This is a genomic window from Kitasatospora sp. NPDC085464 (assembly GCF_044541955.1).
GTDB lineage: Bacteria > Actinomycetota > Actinomycetes > Streptomycetales > Streptomycetaceae > Kitasatospora.
Window position 1 is genome coordinate 124,601 of sequence record NZ_JBITTM010000002.1, and the last position, 15,533, is coordinate 140,133.

A 15,533-nucleotide genomic window follows, 5' to 3' on the forward strand; every position below is an offset into this window, starting at 1 on the left:
ACGGGTGGCTGGAACCAACTGCTCGCGGGCGGCCGGGGACGACCGCGCGCCGGTGGGCGGACCGCTCAGCCGCCGACCGCGGCCAGGAGGCCGGCGCCCGCCGCGAGACAGGCCACCCCCAGGGCGCTCCACAGCAGGTCGGCGACGGCGGCCCGGTCGATCTCCCCGGCCGCCGGCACCACCCGGCTCGGGCGCTGCGGGTCGTAGCAGATCCGTACCGGGGCACCCGGCGCGAAACGGGCCGGACGGCGCAGCGGGGTGTGCCCGCGCGGACGGGTGAGCACGAGCCCTGCCACCCGGCACGCGCCGGAGCCGCCGACCGAGGGCGGCACCGAGAAGGAGAGCAGCGGTGAGCTGTCCAGCTGGCCGTGCGCGTCGTCGTCGGCCACCACCGTGGCCACCACCGCCACCCCCCGACGGCGCACCCGGTGGCGGAGGCGCACTTCGGCGGCGCACCAGAGCAGCAGTACGCCACCGAAGAGGGCGAGCACCAGCCCGGCCACCGTCGCCGTCGTCGTGTCCACTCCTGGCCCCCGGCTCCCCAGCTCTGTCCACAGTCTGTGGACAGAGCCTCACAGCGGAGGGCCAACGCGGGGCAGCCGTTCGGGGACCACTGGACGAACCAGGAGGTACGGGCGGGTGAACCGGGGGCGCGATGCGGGCGGGACCGTCAGCGAACGGGTTCGATGAACCCCTGCTCGGTCAGCAGCCGCAGCGACTCCGGCACCCGGTCCCGCAGGACCACCCGGTCCTCGCCGAGCAGCTGTGCGATGGCGTCCACGATCTCGCCCGCGGACAGCGTGCCGTCGCAGACGCCGACGAAGCCGGCGCCCACCGTGTCCACCTTGGTGGCCCGCCGCATGCCGCGGTTGTGACGCAGGATCACGTGCTCCGGGTCCTCCGCGCCCGGCGCGCCGACCTGTTCCTGGACCACCTCGTCGGCCAGCAGGTAGCGGGCTGCGAGCAGGCCCGCGTCGTCGTGCGTGCGGAGGAAGTCCTGCCGGTCGAACCAGGCCTCGATGTGCGGGCCGAGCGGCTGCTCCACCGGGTGCGGCCACTCCTCGACCCGCACGGTCGGACGCTCGGCACCGCTCGCCCGCAGGGTGATCCACCCCATGCCGATGCCCTCGACCCCGCCCGCCTCGAAGGCGTCCAGCCACTCGCCGTAGCGGGCCTGGTAGTCGCCGCCGGGGCCGCGGTGGTCGCCGCCGTCGCGCAGCCACAACTCGGCGTACTGGGCCACGTCCTGGACCTCGCGCTGGACGACCCAGGCGTCCAGGCCGGTGCCCGCGACCCAGCCGGCCAGCCGCTCGTGCCAGTCCTCGCCCTTGATGTGCTGCCAGTTGGCGAGCAGCTGGCAGTAGCCGCCGGGCTCCAGGTGGTCGGCGGCGGAGCGGACCAGGCTGCGGCACAGGTCGTCGCCGGCCATGCCGCCGTCGCGGTAGGTGAACCGGCCGGCGGGCGAGATGACGAACGGCGGGTTGGAGACGATCAGGTCGAACTTCCGCTCCCCGACCGGCTCGAAGAGGCTGCCGGAGAGCACCTCGGTGTGGTCGAAACCGGACAGCGCCAGGGTCAGTTCGGTGAAGCGCAGCGCACGCGGGTTGAGGTCGGTGGCGGTGACCGTGCCGGCGTGCCGGGCCGCGTGCAACGCCTGCACGCCGGAGCCCGCGCCGAGGTCCAGCGCGGCCCGGACCGGACGGCGCACGGTGATGTTGGCCAGCGTGGTGGAGGCACCGCCGACACCCAGCACCAGGTCCTGCCGGGCCACCCCGTGCGCGGTCTCGCCGGAGCCGATTCCGCCCGCGCCACCCACCGCGCAGCCCAGGTCGGAGACCACCCAGGCGTCCGAACTCGGCATCCCGGCGACCTCGTTGGCGTACGGCCGGACGTCGACGGTGGCGCGCACCAGCTCCCCGTCGGGGCGCAGCCAGCCGTCCGCCAGGCAGTCCTCCACCGGCAGCGCGGCGGCGGCCGCCCGGTACGGCACCGGCTGCTGCAGCAGGAACAGCCGCACCAGCGTCTCCAGCGGACTGCCACCGCGTGTCGCACGCAGCGCCGGAACCGCCTCGCTGCGGGCCAGCGCCGAATAGCCGGTGGGCCCGAGCAGGTCCAGGCACCCGTCGGCGGTGAACGAGGCGGCGAGCAGCGCCTCGCGCAGCTTGGCGAGGCGGGTCGGGTCGAGAACGGGGCTACTGATCACCCCGCCATTGTCCCCCGCCGATCCCCCGCCGCCGCCCGCCGCGGGCCCGGGCGCCCCGCGCTGCGAGGTCCGCCTCCGGGCCGGCCGACCGCGAGCATCCCGTCGGGAGCCCGAGCCGGGACGCGCGCCCCACCGGGCTTCCACGCGCCCGGTCGCACGCCCCGGAGCCCGGGCGCGGTGGTTCCCTGCCGGTCGGCGGCTCGCTGTTGGCGCTCCTCGGCCTTGGCCGAGCCCGAGCCGTCTGCGCCTGTGCCTGTGCCTGCGTCTGCCTCTGCGCCTGCGCCTGTGCCTGCGTCTGCGCCTGCGCCTGCGCCTGCGCCCACGATGCGCAGCAGCCGGTGCTGCTCCTGCGAGCGGCACCGGCTGCTGCTTTCCCTCCCCTGGCAGGAGGGCGGGATCGTCTGCCCGGTCAGCTCGCGGTGGGAGCCGGGGTGCCGGCCGGGCCTGCCGGGGTGGTGGCGCCGGCGGCGGGGCTCGCGGTGTCGGTCGCACCGGGCGCGGGCGTGGCGGCGGTGCCCGGGGTGCCGCTCGCACCGGGGGTCGGGGTCGCGCTCGCGCCCGCGGGAGCCGGGGTGCCGCTCGCACCGCCGGTCGGGGCACCGCTCGCACCGCCGGTCGCGCCGCCCGTGGGGGCGCCGGCCGGGGACGGCTTGCAGCCCTCCTGCTTGGCCATCGCCGCGCCGAGGTCGCCGCGCTGCAGCTTGCTCTGCGCCTGGGTGGAGAGCGTGGCCAGCTGCTGCACCTGGTCGGCGACGCTGCGCAGCCCGTCGGCGAACTTGGCCTGGTCGTCGTTGGGCAGCGCGTCCAGCTTCTTCTGGACCTCCTGGTAGCCGTCGGCCGCCTTCTTCAGCTCGTCGACGGTGTCCTTCTGCAGGGCCGCGCCGTCCTGCACCTTGGGGGCACCGGCCGAGTCGATGGCAGCCGCTATGTCCTGGTTGGTCTTGGCCAGCCGCCCGATGTCCGTGGAGAGCCGCTTCTGCAGGTCCGCCGGGACCTCGCCGGTCTTCACCTGACCGGTGTCCGCGAGCGCGGTCCGGGACTGGGCGATCGGGTCCTTGGCCGCGCCGCAGACGTTCGACGCCCAGGACTCCAGCTGCTTGCTGTTGTCGTCGCCACCGCCGCAGCCGACGGCGCCGAACGCCAGCAGCACGCCGAGGGCGGGTACGGCCAGCAGTCGCTTGTTCACCGGGAGAAGCCTTTCGGTTTCGGTCGTCATCGGTCGTCGAACCTACACGGCCGCTCCCCACCGCCCGGTTCCCGGTTCCCGCCGCCGACCTCCCGTCCGGCCCGCCCACGTCTGCGGCCGCAGCCACGGCTCAGGCCCGCTCGACCCGGATCGGATCACCCGGCCGGACGGTGCGCAGCACGGCGGCGTCCCCGTCCAACGCGCCCAGGACGTTGCAGGGACCGGCCAGCCGGCACTCGCCGTCGCGTGCGATCGGCGTCGGCCCGTACGGCAGCGCGAGGCTGTCGCCGTCCGTCCAGAAGGCGACCGTGCCCGGCTCCACGACCTGCCGGGCATCGTTCTCGCGCGGCACGCTGACGGGCGTGCCGGAATAGACCTCCTCGCCCCAGGTGCTCGCCGACGAGCTGATCGGCAGCTCCGCCCAGAGCGCCTCGGCGGTGGGGGTGGCCGCCAGCGTGGCAGTCGCCTGCCCGGCCGGCCACAGGATGCGGATCCGCATGGAATTCCTCTTCCGCGACGAGGTCCGATCAGCGATCGGACCCGGTCGTGCCGGAAGCAGCGAACCGCGAGGCTCAACAGTTTGTCAACGCATGCCCGGGGAGCGGACCCCGCGCGCCTGGGAGGTGCCTCAGACCGAGACGGAGGCGACCGAGACCGGCCAGCTCATCCGGATCAGGCCACCGTCCGTGCCGTTGGTGACCTCCAGGTCCTCGACCAGGCCGGTGATCACGGCGATGCCCAGCGTGTCGTCCTCCGGCTCACCGCCGTCGGCGGCGCCCGAGTCCGGGACGGCGACGGGGCCGGCCTCGTCCTCGACCTCGATGAGGAAACGCTTCTCCTGGTCGGTCAGCGCGACCCTGACCGTGCCGCCGATGCCGCCCCGCTGGTGCAGGCCGACCGCGCGGGAGCACGCCTCGCCGACCGCGAGCCGTACCTCGTCGAGCACCGACTCGTCGACCCCGGCCCGTCTGGCGACGGCCGCGGCGACCAGGCGGGCCGTCCGCACGTGCTCGGGAAGCGCACTGAATCGAAGTTCGACGGTTGCCATCTCTCCCCCTCGGGGTGCTCCGACCGGGGCCGGAAGTACGGCCCCTACGGGCCGGCAGGGCCGGCCCAGAGGCGACCGGGACGCGCCGGGCCGCGGGGGCCCAGGCACCCCGGACGCGAGGAAACGGGGCGGGCCGGCCACGAGGGCCGGCCCGGCCGCGTCAGTCGGTCGCGTTGACCGCGTCGTCCACCGAGGTGTGGATCGGGAAGACCTTGGTCAGGCCGGTGATGCGGAAGATCTTCAGGATGCGCTCCTGGTTGCAGACGAGGCGCAGCGAGCCCTCGTGAGCGCGCACCCGCTTCAGACCGCCCACCAGCACACCCAGACCGGTCGAGTCCAGGAAGTCAACGCCTTCCATGTCGACGACGAGGTGGTACTTGCCGTCGTTGACGAGCTCGACCAGCTGCTCGCGCAGCTTCGGGGCGGTGTACACATCGATCTCGCCGCCAACCTCGACGACCGTGCGATCGCCGACTGAACGGGTCGACAGGGACAGGTCCACGGAACCTCCAGCACCTTGCCTTGCTACGTCATGTGCGATCCTCGGCCGGACGGCCGCCACCGCATGGTCGCGAGCCCGGACGCGCCCAGCCAACGCGTGGCAAGCCTCAGCGCTGCGACCCACGGCCGTACGGCCGTCACGGCCACATTCAACCACCTGCGACCATGCCCGCACGATGGCTTACGACGATTCTCCGTCACGCCGGTGACACACTGGGTCCTCATGCCGCCCCGACACAGCCCGCCCGAGGCACTGCTGACGACCCTGACCACTGATCGGGGGCGGTCCGACCGGCTCACCCATACGGAGCACCTTCCCGCCCGAACTGCGCGTTATTCACCCTGGCCCGAGTCGATCCGTCCGGAGATCGTGGACGCGGCACTCGCGGTCGGGGTCGAACAGCCCTGGGCGCACCAGGCAGAAGCGATGAACCTGGCGAAAAGCGGTCAGACTGTGGTGATCGCCACAGGCACCGCCTCGGGCAAGTCGCTTGGCTACCTCGCCCCGGTGCTCAGCGACCTGCTGGACGGCACCGAGGCCCGCAACGGCCGCGGCGCCACCGCGCTCTACCTGGCACCGACCAAGGCCCTCGCCGCCGACCAGCGCCGCCGGGCCGCCGAACTCGCCCCGCCGAGGGTCCGCGCCGCGCTGTACGACGGCGACACCCCGCCCGAGGAGCGCGAGTGGGTCCGCCAGTACGCCTCCTACGTGCTCACCAACCCGGACATGCTGCACCGGGGCATCCTGCCCGGCCACGCCCGCTGGTCCTCCTTCCTCAAGGCGCTGCGCTACGTGGTCGTCGACGAGTGCCACAGCTACCGGGGCGTGTTCGGCTCGCACGTCGCCCAGGTGCTGCGCCGACTGCGCCGCGTGTGCGCGCGTTACGGTTCGTCACCGACCTTCCTGCTGGCCTCCGCCACCACCGCCGATCCGGCCGCGACCGCCGAGCGCCTCACCGGCCTGCCCGCCGTGGCCGTCACCGAGGACGCCTCGCCGCGCGGGCCGATGGTCTTCGGCCTCTGGGAGCCGCCGCTGACCGAGAACGTCGGCGAGCACGGCGCGCCCGTCCGCCGCACCGCCACCGCCGAGGCCGCGCACCTGCTCACCGACCTGGTCGAACGGGGGACCCGCACCGTCGTCTTCGTCCGCTCCCGCCGCGCAGCCGAACTCGTCGCCCTCCAGACCCAGGACCAGCTCGGCCGACCGCTCGCCGAGCGGGTCGCCGCCTACCGCGGCGGCTACCTGGCCGACGAACGCCGGGCCCTGGAACGCGCCCTGCACAGCGGCCGACTGCTCGGCCTCGCCTCCACCTCGGCCCTCGAACTCGGCGTCGACGTCTCCGGCCTCGACGCCGTCCTGATGGCCGGCTACCCGGGCACCCGGGCCTCGCTCTGGCAGCAGGCGGGACGGGCGGGCCGCGAGGCCCAGGGCGCGCTGGCCGTCCTGATCGCCCGCGACGACCCCCTGGACACCTACCTGGTGCACCACCCGGAGGCGCTGTTCGCGGCGCCCGTCGAGGCCACCGTGCTCGACCCCGACAACCCGCACGTGCTCGCCCCGCACCTGTGCGCGGCCGCCGCCGAACTGCCGCTCGCCGAAACCGACCTGGAGCTGTTCGGCCCCTCCACCGCCCCGCTGCTGCCCGTCCTGGAACGGCGCGGTCTGCTGCGCCGACGCGGCGACGGCTGGTACTGGACCCGCCGTGAGCGCGCGGCCGACGCCGTGGACCTGCGCGGCAGCGGCGGCAGCCCGGTCCAGATCGTCGAGGCCGACACCGGCCGACTGCTCGGCACGGTGGACGCCGCGGCCGCGCACACCACCGTCCACACCGGGGCCGTCCACCTCCACCAGGGCCGCACCTACCTGGTCCGGGACTTCGACCTGGAGAACTCCGTCGCCCTGGTCGAACCGGCCGATCCGCCGTACACCACGGCCGCCCGCGACATCACCTCCATCTCCGTCCTCGACACCGACACCACCGTCGACTGGGGCGAGGGCCGGCTCAGCTTCGGCTCGGTGGAGGTGGTCAACCAGGTGGTCGGCTACCTCCGGAAGCGGATCTCCACCGGGGAGATCATGGGCGAGACCAAGCTCGACCTGCCGCCCCGCACGCTGCGCACCCGCGCGGTCTGGTGGACCGTCACCGAGGACCAGCTGCTCGACGCGGACATCCCGCTCGACCAGCTGCCCGGCGCCGCCCACGCCGCCGAGCACGCCTCGATCGGCCTGCTGCCGCTGTTCGCCACCTGCGACCGGTGGGACATCGGCGGCGTCTCCGTCCCGCTGCACCCGGACACCGGGCTGCCGACCGTGTTCGTCTACGACGGTCACCCGGGCGGGGCCGGCTTCGCCGAACGCGGCTTCCGGCGGGCGGCCGAGTGGCTGACGGCCACCCGCGCGGCGATCGCCTCCTGCGAGTGCGAGCGCGGCTGCCCGTCCTGCGTGCAGTCGCCCAAGTGCGGCAACGGGAACGACCCGCTGGACAAGGCGGCCGCCGTCCGGCTCCTGGACGTCCTGCTGGCCGGAGCACCGGGGGCCGCGGAGGCGGAGGCCGAGGCCGGGGCCGGCACGGGAGCCGGGGCCGGCACTGCAGCCGGGGCCGGGGCGTCCGAGTCGCGGGAGGTCGGGTCGGGACCGGACGGTGGGGCGCCGAGCGCCTCATGAGGCCGCCTCCGCACCGCCCGGGGCGCCGTCGAGGCCGTCCTCGGCGGCGGTGACCGCAGCCCGTACCGGCCCGGCCCGGGCCCTCGCCCGCGCCGGGCCGACCGGCAGGCGCACCGGGAGCCGGCCGACGTCCACCTCGGCCACCACGTCGACGGCGTCCGCCGACCGGTCCACCGCGCAGGACACCAGAACGGCGCCCTGGGCGGCGGCGATCCCCGCGGCCCGGGCGCAGCCGCCGTCCGGGTCCAGCAGCAGCCGGTCCGCCGCCGCGAGGGCCGCGAGGTCGGCGGCCGACTCGGCCCGGTGCCGGGCGGCGACCACGACGCCGATCGCGAGCGTCGCGGCGAACACCGCCGTGCCCAGCATCGCCAGGGCGAGCAGCCAGACCGTCGCCGAACCGGCGTCCGGCCCCCGCCCATCCGCCGCCGCTCGTCCCGCACGAGCCCGGGCGGCCCGTTCCACCGCCCTCCGCAGGCCGGACCGGACGGGCGGCGCCGCGGGGGCGGCGCGCCCGGGCCCGACGATCGGCCCGGCAAGACCCGTCGGCGCGGTCAGGGCGGGCGGAACGGGCAGATCGGGCGGAACGGGCAGGACGGTCACGGCGGCCATGCGGAGCCACCTCCCTCTGCGGCTCGCGCCAGCACGTCCTCACGCGCTGCCACGGCCGCCGCCCCGACCCGTACCGCGAGCAGTCCGCCGAGCCTGCCCGGCGCCGCGCACGGTGCGTCCACGTCCACCCGTACGGTGTCGGCCGCCGGGGTCACCCGGACGCGCGCGCCCGCCGGGGCCGCCGCACGGGCGAGTCCGGCGGCGTCCGCCTCCCCGCGCGCGGCCGCCCTGGCCCCGACCCGGGCGGCGTCCACGCAGCGGATCTGGGCGGCCGCCGCGAGCACGCCCCAGATCAGCATCGCCGCGAGCAGGACGAGCGCCGGCAGGGCCACCGCCGTCTCCGCCGTGACGAAGCCGCCGTCACCCCGCCGCCCCGACCGGCCTCCTCCCCGCGTCGCCCCGGGGCGCGGACCGACGCCCGGGCCCGGAAGGCGGGTTCCGGGCCCCGTCCTCGGCCCTCGGTGGTCCGCCCGGCGGGTCCGTGCGACCGCGTCGGAGCGCACGCCGAGCACGGCGGAGGACGGGAGCACGTCCCGGCCGGCGGGGCGGGGCACCTGCCCCGCGGGCGCCTCCCGGCCGGCGGGGAGCAGGAGCGGCGGTGGGCCTACGACGGTCCGTGGACTGGAACTAGGCCGCATGGAGCGCCCGTTGGAGCGTGTCGGTCAGCGCGCCGAAGACGGCTTCGCTGGTCACCACCTTGTACAGCACCGCGGCGAGGGCGCACGCGCCCAAGGTCCCGACGGCGTACTCGGCCGTGGTCATCCCCGCGTCCGAGCGGCCCCGGCGCCGGGCAACCCCGCGCATCCGGCAACCCGCCCAGCGGCTCTTCCTCCGCCACGCCCCGAGCAACCTCCGGAGCGGGCGCCCACCGACGGGCCTGATCGCGATCACTGCAGTCATGGATCCCTCCTGATCTCTCGATGTCCACACTTCTGATGTCACGTCACATCACTTGCCGGAAACGACCGGCGAGGCCGACGACCACCGGAACCACCCCGATCAGCACGAAGGCCGGCAGGAAGCAGAGCCCGAGCGGAGCGGTGGCGAGCACCGCGGCCCGGCGGACCCTGGCGTGGGCGGCTCGGGCCGCCGCCGTCCGCAGCCCCTGGGCCAGCCCGATCAGCGGCTCGGCGGCCGGGGTCCCGCCGAGGCTCGTCCGCACCAGGCAGCGCGCCATCGACGCCAGCGACGGGTGCTGGTCGCCGAGTCGGTTCCAGCACAGCTCCGGCGGAGCGCCAAGGGCCAGCTCGGCCCCGATCGCGGCCAGCCGCGGGCCCATCGGCGCGCCCACACTCCGGCCGACCGCCGACACCGCCTCGGAGGGCAATGCCGCCGAGCCCAGGCAGGCCGCCAGGAGTTCGGCACTCAGCGGGAGTTGCCTGGTCAGCAGCTCCTCCTCCAGCGCCGCCCGACGCTCCGCCGGTGACCGTGCCCCGGCCGACCAACGGTGGACGGCCGCCGCCGCCAGCGCCCCGGCGACGAGCCCGGCGCCGCCACCGATCAACAGGGCCGCCGCTATCCCCGCTCCGACGGCAGAGGCCGTCCGCCGTCGGCGTCCCGCCCCGGGACTCGTGGGCCCGGCCGGCGCCCGGCCCTCCTCCCGCTCACGGGCCCCGGCGATCGCCCGCCGACGTCTCGCCCTTTGCCGCACCAGCGCCCGCGCCCGCACCACGGCGGCCGCCATCGCCGGAACTCCGGCCACCGCCCACTCGGCTCCCCACATCACCCGGTCACCGCTTCCGCGCCGAGTGCCCGCTCCCTCAGTCGCGACAGCCCGCAACTCCGTCCGTCCGGGCGGGATGCGGACGGTGGACCGGCGGGAGCCCGGCGGGGCCCACCGCGCCCCGGAGGCGCCTCCAGTGCGCCCCGGGCCGCCGACCGGACGATGCGCGCCGTCCAGAGCACGCCCAGCCCCTCCAGAACCGCCCCCGCCACGAGGCAGCCCAAGCCGACGGGTGTGTGCAGCAGGACGGCCAGCGGGTCGGCCCCGAGCGCGGCACCGAGGAACAGCCCGGCTCCCGGCAGCGCGGCCAGGACGGCGATCGTCGTCCGCGGCCCGGCCAGCTCCCCGGCGATCTCCTCCGCCAACGCCTGCTCTCCGCGCAGCGCCTCCGCGACGCGGTCCAACGCGGCGGCCAGCCCCGCCCCGCTGTCCGCGGCGACCCGCCAGCAGGCCGCGAGTGCCGCCGCTCCGCACCCGCCCGGCAGTTCGGCCAGCAGGTGGAACGCTGCGGGCACGTCCCCGCCGTAGCGGCCCGCCGCGAGCCGGGCCACCGGCTCCTCGCCGAGCCTGCGCCGCCCGGCCGGGTCGCCGGCGAGCCGACCGGTGACCACGTGCAATGCCCGCTCCGGTGTCGCTCCGCCGCGCAGTTCCCCGGCCAGCCCGGCGCAGAGCTCCACGACGGCGGCGGCCCGCTGCCGGGCCTCGGCCGCCAGGCGTCGCCGCAACCGCCACCGGCGCAGCGGCAGGACGGCCAGGGCTGCCGCGAGCACCGGCACCGGAGAGGCGGCGGCCTGCCCGGCCGCCAACCCCACGGGCAGGGCCAGGAGTTCGGGCACGAGGACTTCCGATCGCCGGAGCCCGAGCCGGACTCGGAGTCGGGCTCGCAGCCACCTCGCCCGAGCCCGGCCAGGCGCCCACCCGGGGGGCCCACTGCCCGCAAGCACCAGCCTGGAACGCCGCCCGCCCGGCAGCCGATCCTGCAGCGCTCGCCACCCGGCGAAAGCCACCAGGCACAGCGCCAGCGTCCAGCAGAGCGCGAGCTGGTCCCTCGCCGCCATTCCTACCTCCACGGCCATGTCGCCGTCACTCCTTCCTTCTCCAGGCCCCGAGCAACGCCAGGGCACCGGCGGCGCAGCCGCCGAGCAGCAGGACGAAGGCGAGTTCGACCGCCCGCGCCCACGCGCCCGCCGTCACGACGGACCTCCGGGCCCGGTCCCGAGAGGCCCCGGTGCGAACCCCGGCCCGAGCGCCACTCCACGGGCCGCCAGCAGCCCGACCAGTCGCTCCCAGCCCGCCCCGGGAACGAGCCCGCCCGCTGCCGGGAAGGCCACCGCCGGGGTGGTCACCGCCAACCCGGTGCGGTCCCCGGCCAGGGTGTGGATCTCCGCCACCCGGCGCCGCCCCGAGCCCGGATCCCGGACCAGGTGCACCACCACGTCCAGCGCGGCCCGCAGTTGGCTGTGCAGCGCAGGCCGGTCGAGCCCGGCGAGTGAGCCCAGTGCCTCCAGCCGGACCGGCACGTCCGCCGCCGTGTTGGCGTGGACCGTGCCGCAGCCGCCTTCGTGCCCGGTGTTCAGCGCGGCCAGCAGGTCCGACACCTCGGCACCACGCACCTCGCCGATCACCAGCCGGTCCGGGCGCATCCGCAGCGCCTGCCGGACGAGGTCCCTGAGCGTGAACTCGCCCAGCCCTTCCTGGTTGGGCGGCCTGCTCTGCAGCCGGACCACGTGCGGATGGGCCGGTTGCAGCTCGGCGGAGTCCTCGGCGACCACGACCCGCTCGTCCGGCCCGACCAGCCCGAGCAGCGCGGCGAGCAAGGTGGTCTTGCCCGAGCCCGTCCCACCGGAGACGAGCAGCGACAGCCGTGCCCGCACGATGCCGGCCAGCAGGTCGGCGCCCTGCGGCGGCAGCGCCCCGCCCGCCACCAACTCGTCGAGCGTGAAGGGCCGCGGCCGGCACACCCGCAACGAGATGTGCGTGCAGCCGGCCGCGATGGGCGGCAGTACGGCGTGCAGCCGGGTGCCGTCCGGCAGCCGGGCGTCCACCCAGGGCCGGGCGTCGTCCAACCGCCGCCCGGCCGCGGTGGCCAGCCGGTGGGCCAGCCGCCGCACCGCCTCGGTGTCGGCGAAGCGGACTCCGGTGGCCCGTTGCAGGCCGCCGCCACGGTCGACCCACACCTCCTCCGGACCGTTCACCAGGACGTCCGTGACGTCGGGCGCCGCCAGCAACCGGTCCAGCGGGCCCGCACCCACCAGTTCGGCGCGCAGCGAGCGCACGGTGTCCAGGACCTCGTCCCCGCCGAGCGGTGGGCGGGTCGCCCGGAGCGCGGCGGCGACCGACCCCGCCGTCGGGGCGGCCCCCGACTCGGCCAGTCGCAGCCGCACCGCGTCCACCAGGGCCGCCGCCCGCTGCTCACGGGCCGTCCGGCCGTACGGGCAGGGCCCGTGCTCGGCCTCCGGCGGCCCGTCGGGCGGCGGGACGCTCCGGAGCGGCCGGTGCTCCCGCGCACCGGCGAGCGGACCGGGCTCGCCGCCCCGAAGGCTTGCTCTGCGCAGACGGACCATCAGTACACACCTCCTCCGACCGCCGGAACCGGCGGCAGCACCTCGTCCAGGAAGGTCGCGCAGAAGCGCGCGAGCGGGCCGCTCTCCCGGATCCCGGGCGGGACGCCCTTCTCGACGTCCGACGCCAGACCGGGCTCCGGCTCCAACTCCCCCGCCAGCGGCAGCCGCAGCCCGCGGGCGATCCGGTGGGCCGGGAGCCCGCCGGCCCGGACCGGCCGGACCACGGCCCGGACGTCCCCGAGCCGCATCCGGGCCGCCGCGGCGACCCGGTCGGCGGCGGCCACCGCCCGCAGCTCGGCCGGCACCACCAGCAGTGCCAGGTCGGACTGTTCCAGCGCCTGCCCGGCGGCCGCGTCGAGATGGCGGGGCACGTCGACCACCACCAGCCCGCCGCGCCGCCGGGAGGCGGCCAGCACGCTGCGCATGGCCTCCGGCGGCACCGTCAGGGTGTCGCCGCGGTCCCAGGAGAGGCAGGCCAACGCGGAGAGCCGTTTGAGCGCCGGCAGTGCCCGGGCCAGTTCGGCCCCGCTGACCCGCCCGCGCGAGCCGGCCAGATCGGGCCAGCGCAGCCCGCCCGCCGTCTCGCCGCCGAGGAGGACGTCGAGGCCGCCGCCCAGCGGGTCACCGTCGATGAGCATGGTCCGCCGGCCCGCCCGCGCGGAGGTGACCGCCAGCGCGCAGGCCAGCGTCGAGGCTCCGGCCCCACCACGGCCGCCGAGCACCGCGACGGTGACCGCCGGGGGCCCGCCGCCCTCCGCGGCGTCGGCGATCCGGTCGAGGAGCCAGGCCTCCGCGTCGGGCAGGAAGAGCACGTGCTCGGCGCCGAGCCGGACGGCCCGGACCCACACGCCGGGGTCGTCAAGGTCCAACCCGAGCAGCAGGACCCCGCCGCGCCGACCCAACTCGGCGCAGTGGACGGCCTGGTCGTCCCCGACCAGGACCAGTGAGGCCCCTTCCCAGAGCTCCCGCGTCGGCGGCGCGCCGCGGATCAGCCTCGGTTCGGTGCCCGCCGCCGCGCAGAGCCGCAGCAGGTGCTCGGCCAGGCCGTCGTCCTCGGTGACGACGAGCGGCCCGGCGGAGCCGGGGCCCTCGGCGGTGACGTGGTCGGCGATCGGCGTCGACATGGTGGTCTCCCCTCCGCGTCGCCGGCCACCGGGGCGGCCGGCGACGCACGTCGGACGGTTCCGGCGGACGGCCGCCCGGCAGACCCCTGGGAGAAGAAGGGGGATGGGGCCTGCCCGGCGACCGCCGCCGACCATCACGGTGGGGGGAGATCCGGATTCCGTCATCCACGTTGCGATTGCCTGTGGATAACTCGTGGGCTGTGGATGAAAACGTTCACCCGGGCGGGGGGCTAATCGGCGAAGAATTGACGAAAGGAGGTCACGGAGATGAACCGGCGACTCGTCGCGACGGGATCGGAGGATCTTCCGGCGGCCCTTACTCGGGTAACGGCACCCCGCGGACCGGTCCTGCCCCGCCGATCGGAACCAGCCGTTCGCTTCCCGGCAGCCATGAGCAAACAGCAACACAGAGTGACCGAAGACGGTCGGCGGGCCGAGGTGTCGACACCCCCTGTAGACCGTCGGCACGGCGCGGACGGAATGCGCCCCCAGGCGCCTTCAAGCCCCGAAAATGGCCCCGGACGTGCGACGACCCCCGCCGGGGGGGAGAGCGGGGGTCGTCTATCCACAGCCCGACTCGGGGGGGAGGAGCCGGACCGGGTTAGCACGGTCGCGAACGATCCGTGACTTCCATGGTGTACCCGAGCGGCCAGAAACACAAACCCGCACGCCCGCGAGTACGCCGAATGGCGGGGTGTTTTGTGGCTCCCTCTATCCTCGGTTCCCGTGGACACCACCGAGAACGCCGACGACCACGCCGACGAGTCCCAGGGCGGCACCAGCGGGCCCGAAGAGCTCCGCGCACCCGCCCCCGCCCGGTCCGGCGGGCTGCGCACGGCGGCCTTCTTCGACCTCGACAAGACCATCATCGCCAAATCGAGCGCACTGGCCTTCAGCCGCCCCTTCTACCAGGGCGGCCTGATCAACCGTCGGGCCGTACTGCGCAGTGCGTACGCGCAGTTCGTCTTCCTGGTCGGCGGCGCGGACCACGACCAGATGGAGAAGATGCGCGAGTACCTCTCCGCGCTCACCCGGGGCTGGAACGTCCAGCAGGTCCGCGAGATCGTCGCCGAGACCCTGCACAACCTGATCGACCCGATCATCTACGACGAGGCCGCCTCGCTGATCGAGCAGCACCACGCGGCCGGCCGGGACGTGGTGATCGTCAGCAGCTCCGGCTCCGAGGTGGTCGAGCCGATCGGCGCCCTGCTCGGCGCGGACCACGTGATCGCCACCCGGCTGAAGGTCGAGGACGGCTGCTACACCGGCGAGATCGAGTACTACGCCTACGCCGAGAACAAGGCTGCCGCCATCCGGGAGTTGGCCGCGGTCGAGGGCTACGACCTCGCCGCCTCCTACGCCTACAGCGACTCCTCCACCGACCTGCCGCTGCTGGCGGCGGTCGGCCACCCGTCGGCCGTCAACCCGGACCGCGCCCTGCGCAAGGAGGCGCAGGCGCGGGAGTGGCCGGTGCTGGTCTTCGACAAGCCGGTGGAACTGCGGCGGCGGCTGCCCGAGTTCTCGGCCCCGAGCGGTTCGGTGCTGACCGCGGTGGCGATCGGGACGGCCGCCGTGACCGCCGGGGTGATCTGGTACCTGGCCCGTCGGCGCCGCCCACTGGCCTGAGGACCCGCCCCGGGCTCCCTTCGGACAAAACGGGCAATCGGCACAGACTTCTTGTTTCGGGTTCCCCTTTCGCCCGAAACGCGATACAAATGAAGCACGGCCCGCGAGACCCGGTCAGGACCGAAGAGGTCAAACCGACAACGCAGTTCAGGCCCCACGGACCGCACGTACAGGTATCCGAGCACCCACATGCAGCCGACCCGCTGTCGGGCCGCCGGACCAGACGAACGGGCAGGATCCCCGTCTGATCGGCACTTCCGGTGCATGCATGGTCACCCGGTACC

15 protein-coding genes are annotated in these 15,533 nt (G+C 75.5%); 2 read left to right on the forward strand and 13 right to left on the reverse strand.

What is annotated here, in order from left to right:
- Positions 1-65 precede the first annotated feature (65 nt).
- From ACIGG8_RS02270 to bldG, 6 genes are all read right to left on the reverse strand, one after another.
- A complete protein-coding gene (locus ACIGG8_RS02270; protein ID WP_396544952.1) occupies positions 66-524 on the reverse strand; it encodes a DUF3592 domain-containing protein in 459 nt (152 codons plus the stop codon).
- 146 nt (positions 525-670) lie between these two features.
- Complete coding sequence (locus tag ACIGG8_RS02275; RefSeq protein WP_396544954.1) at positions 671-2,203, reverse strand: methyltransferase; 1,533 nt, start codon at positions 2,201-2,203, stop codon at positions 671-673.
- 409 nt (positions 2,204-2,612) lie between these two features.
- Entirely contained in the window at positions 2,613-3,389 is a 777-nt protein-coding gene (locus tag ACIGG8_RS02280) for a hypothetical protein (RefSeq protein ID WP_396544956.1), read from the reverse strand.
- A gap of 130 nt (positions 3,390-3,519) precedes the next feature.
- The gene (locus tag ACIGG8_RS02285) at positions 3,520-3,888 is read right to left on the reverse strand and encodes a cyclophilin-like fold protein (protein WP_396544958.1); all 369 of its coding nucleotides are present in this window, start codon (positions 3,886-3,888) and stop codon (positions 3,520-3,522) included.
- Positions 3,889-4,017: 129 nt separating this feature from the next.
- Positions 4,018-4,437 (reverse strand): ATP-binding protein, encoded by a 420-nt coding sequence (locus tag ACIGG8_RS02290; protein ID WP_350519822.1) that lies wholly within the window; start codon positions 4,435-4,437, stop codon positions 4,018-4,020.
- Between the two features lie 160 nt (positions 4,438-4,597).
- Positions 4,598-4,939, reverse strand: a complete 342-nt coding sequence (bldG, locus tag ACIGG8_RS02295) for an anti-sigma factor antagonist BldG (protein WP_049659132.1) — start codon at positions 4,937-4,939, stop codon at positions 4,598-4,600.
- A 222-nt stretch (positions 4,940-5,161) separates the two neighbouring features.
- On the opposite strand from bldG, the gene ACIGG8_RS02300 reads away from it, so the two are divergent.
- Positions 5,162-7,603 carry a DEAD/DEAH box helicase gene (locus tag ACIGG8_RS02300; protein WP_396544961.1) on the forward strand — a complete coding sequence of 814 codons (2,442 nt, stop codon included), beginning with the start codon at positions 5,162-5,164 and terminating at the stop codon, positions 7,601-7,603.
- On the opposite strand, the gene ACIGG8_RS02305 is transcribed toward ACIGG8_RS02300, so the two are convergent.
- From ACIGG8_RS02305 to ssd, 7 genes are all read right to left on the reverse strand, one after another.
- Positions 7,598-8,212 carry an Rv3654c family TadE-like protein gene (locus tag ACIGG8_RS02305; protein WP_396544963.1) on the reverse strand — a complete coding sequence of 205 codons (615 nt, stop codon included), beginning with the start codon at positions 8,210-8,212 and terminating at the stop codon, positions 7,598-7,600. The two genes, ACIGG8_RS02300 and ACIGG8_RS02305, sit on opposite strands and share 6 nt — an antisense overlap.
- Complete coding sequence (locus ACIGG8_RS02310) at positions 8,200-8,544, reverse strand: TadE family type IV pilus minor pilin (RefSeq protein ID WP_396544965.1); 345 nt, start codon at positions 8,542-8,544, stop codon at positions 8,200-8,202. The genes ACIGG8_RS02305 and ACIGG8_RS02310 overlap by 13 nt, the downstream gene beginning before the upstream one ends.
- Positions 8,545-8,839: 295 nt before the next feature.
- Positions 8,840-9,112 (reverse strand): DUF4244 domain-containing protein, encoded by a 273-nt coding sequence (locus tag ACIGG8_RS02315; protein WP_396544967.1) that lies wholly within the window; start codon positions 9,110-9,112, stop codon positions 8,840-8,842.
- A gap of 43 nt (positions 9,113-9,155) precedes the next feature.
- Positions 9,156-9,716 carry a type II secretion system F family protein gene (locus ACIGG8_RS02320; protein WP_396544969.1) on the reverse strand — a complete coding sequence of 187 codons (561 nt, stop codon included), beginning with the start codon at positions 9,714-9,716 and terminating at the stop codon, positions 9,156-9,158.
- Between the two features lie 218 nt (positions 9,717-9,934).
- Positions 9,935-10,771 carry a type II secretion system F family protein gene (locus ACIGG8_RS02325; RefSeq protein WP_396544971.1) on the reverse strand — a complete coding sequence of 279 codons (837 nt, stop codon included), beginning with the start codon at positions 10,769-10,771 and terminating at the stop codon, positions 9,935-9,937.
- Positions 10,772-11,125: 354 nt separating this feature from the next.
- Entirely contained in the window at positions 11,126-12,499 is a 1,374-nt protein-coding gene (locus ACIGG8_RS02330; protein WP_396544973.1) for a TadA family conjugal transfer-associated ATPase, read from the reverse strand.
- Positions 12,499-13,623 (reverse strand): septum site-determining protein Ssd, encoded by a 1,125-nt coding sequence (gene ssd / locus ACIGG8_RS02335; protein WP_396544975.1) that lies wholly within the window; start codon positions 13,621-13,623, stop codon positions 12,499-12,501. Before ssd ends, ACIGG8_RS02330 begins: the two co-directional genes overlap by 1 nt.
- 828 nt (positions 13,624-14,451) lie before the next feature.
- On the opposite strand from ssd, the gene ACIGG8_RS02340 reads away from it, so the two are divergent.
- Entirely contained in the window at positions 14,452-15,249 is a 798-nt protein-coding gene (locus tag ACIGG8_RS02340) for an HAD-IB family hydrolase (protein WP_350519854.1), read from the forward strand.
- The last annotated feature ends 284 nt before the right edge of the window (positions 15,250-15,533 follow it).

Excerpts from the sequence above, each read along its gene's own strand:
- ssd (WP_396544975.1), bottom strand. The coding sequence starts at position 13,623 with ATGTCGACGCCGATCGCCGACCACGTCACCGCCGAGGGCCCCGGCTCC.
- ACIGG8_RS02290 (WP_350519822.1), bottom strand. The coding sequence starts at position 4,437 with ATGGCAACCGTCGAACTTCGATTCAGTGCGCTTCCCGAGCACGTGCGG.
- ACIGG8_RS02305 (WP_396544963.1), bottom strand. The coding sequence starts at position 8,212 with ATGGCCGCCGTGACCGTCCTGCCCGTTCCGCCCGATCTGCCCGTTCCG.
- ACIGG8_RS02315 (WP_396544967.1), bottom strand. The coding sequence starts at position 9,112 with ATGACTGCAGTGATCGCGATCAGGCCCGTCGGTGGGCGCCCGCTCCGG.
- ACIGG8_RS02330 (WP_396544973.1), bottom strand. The coding sequence starts at position 12,499 with ATGGTCCGTCTGCGCAGAGCAAGCCTTCGGGGCGGCGAGCCCGGTCCG.
- ACIGG8_RS02285 (WP_396544958.1), bottom strand. The coding sequence starts at position 3,888 with ATGCGGATCCGCATCCTGTGGCCGGCCGGGCAGGCGACTGCCACGCTG.
- ACIGG8_RS02300 (WP_396544961.1), top strand. The coding sequence starts at position 5,162 with ATGCCGCCCCGACACAGCCCGCCCGAGGCACTGCTGACGACCCTGACC.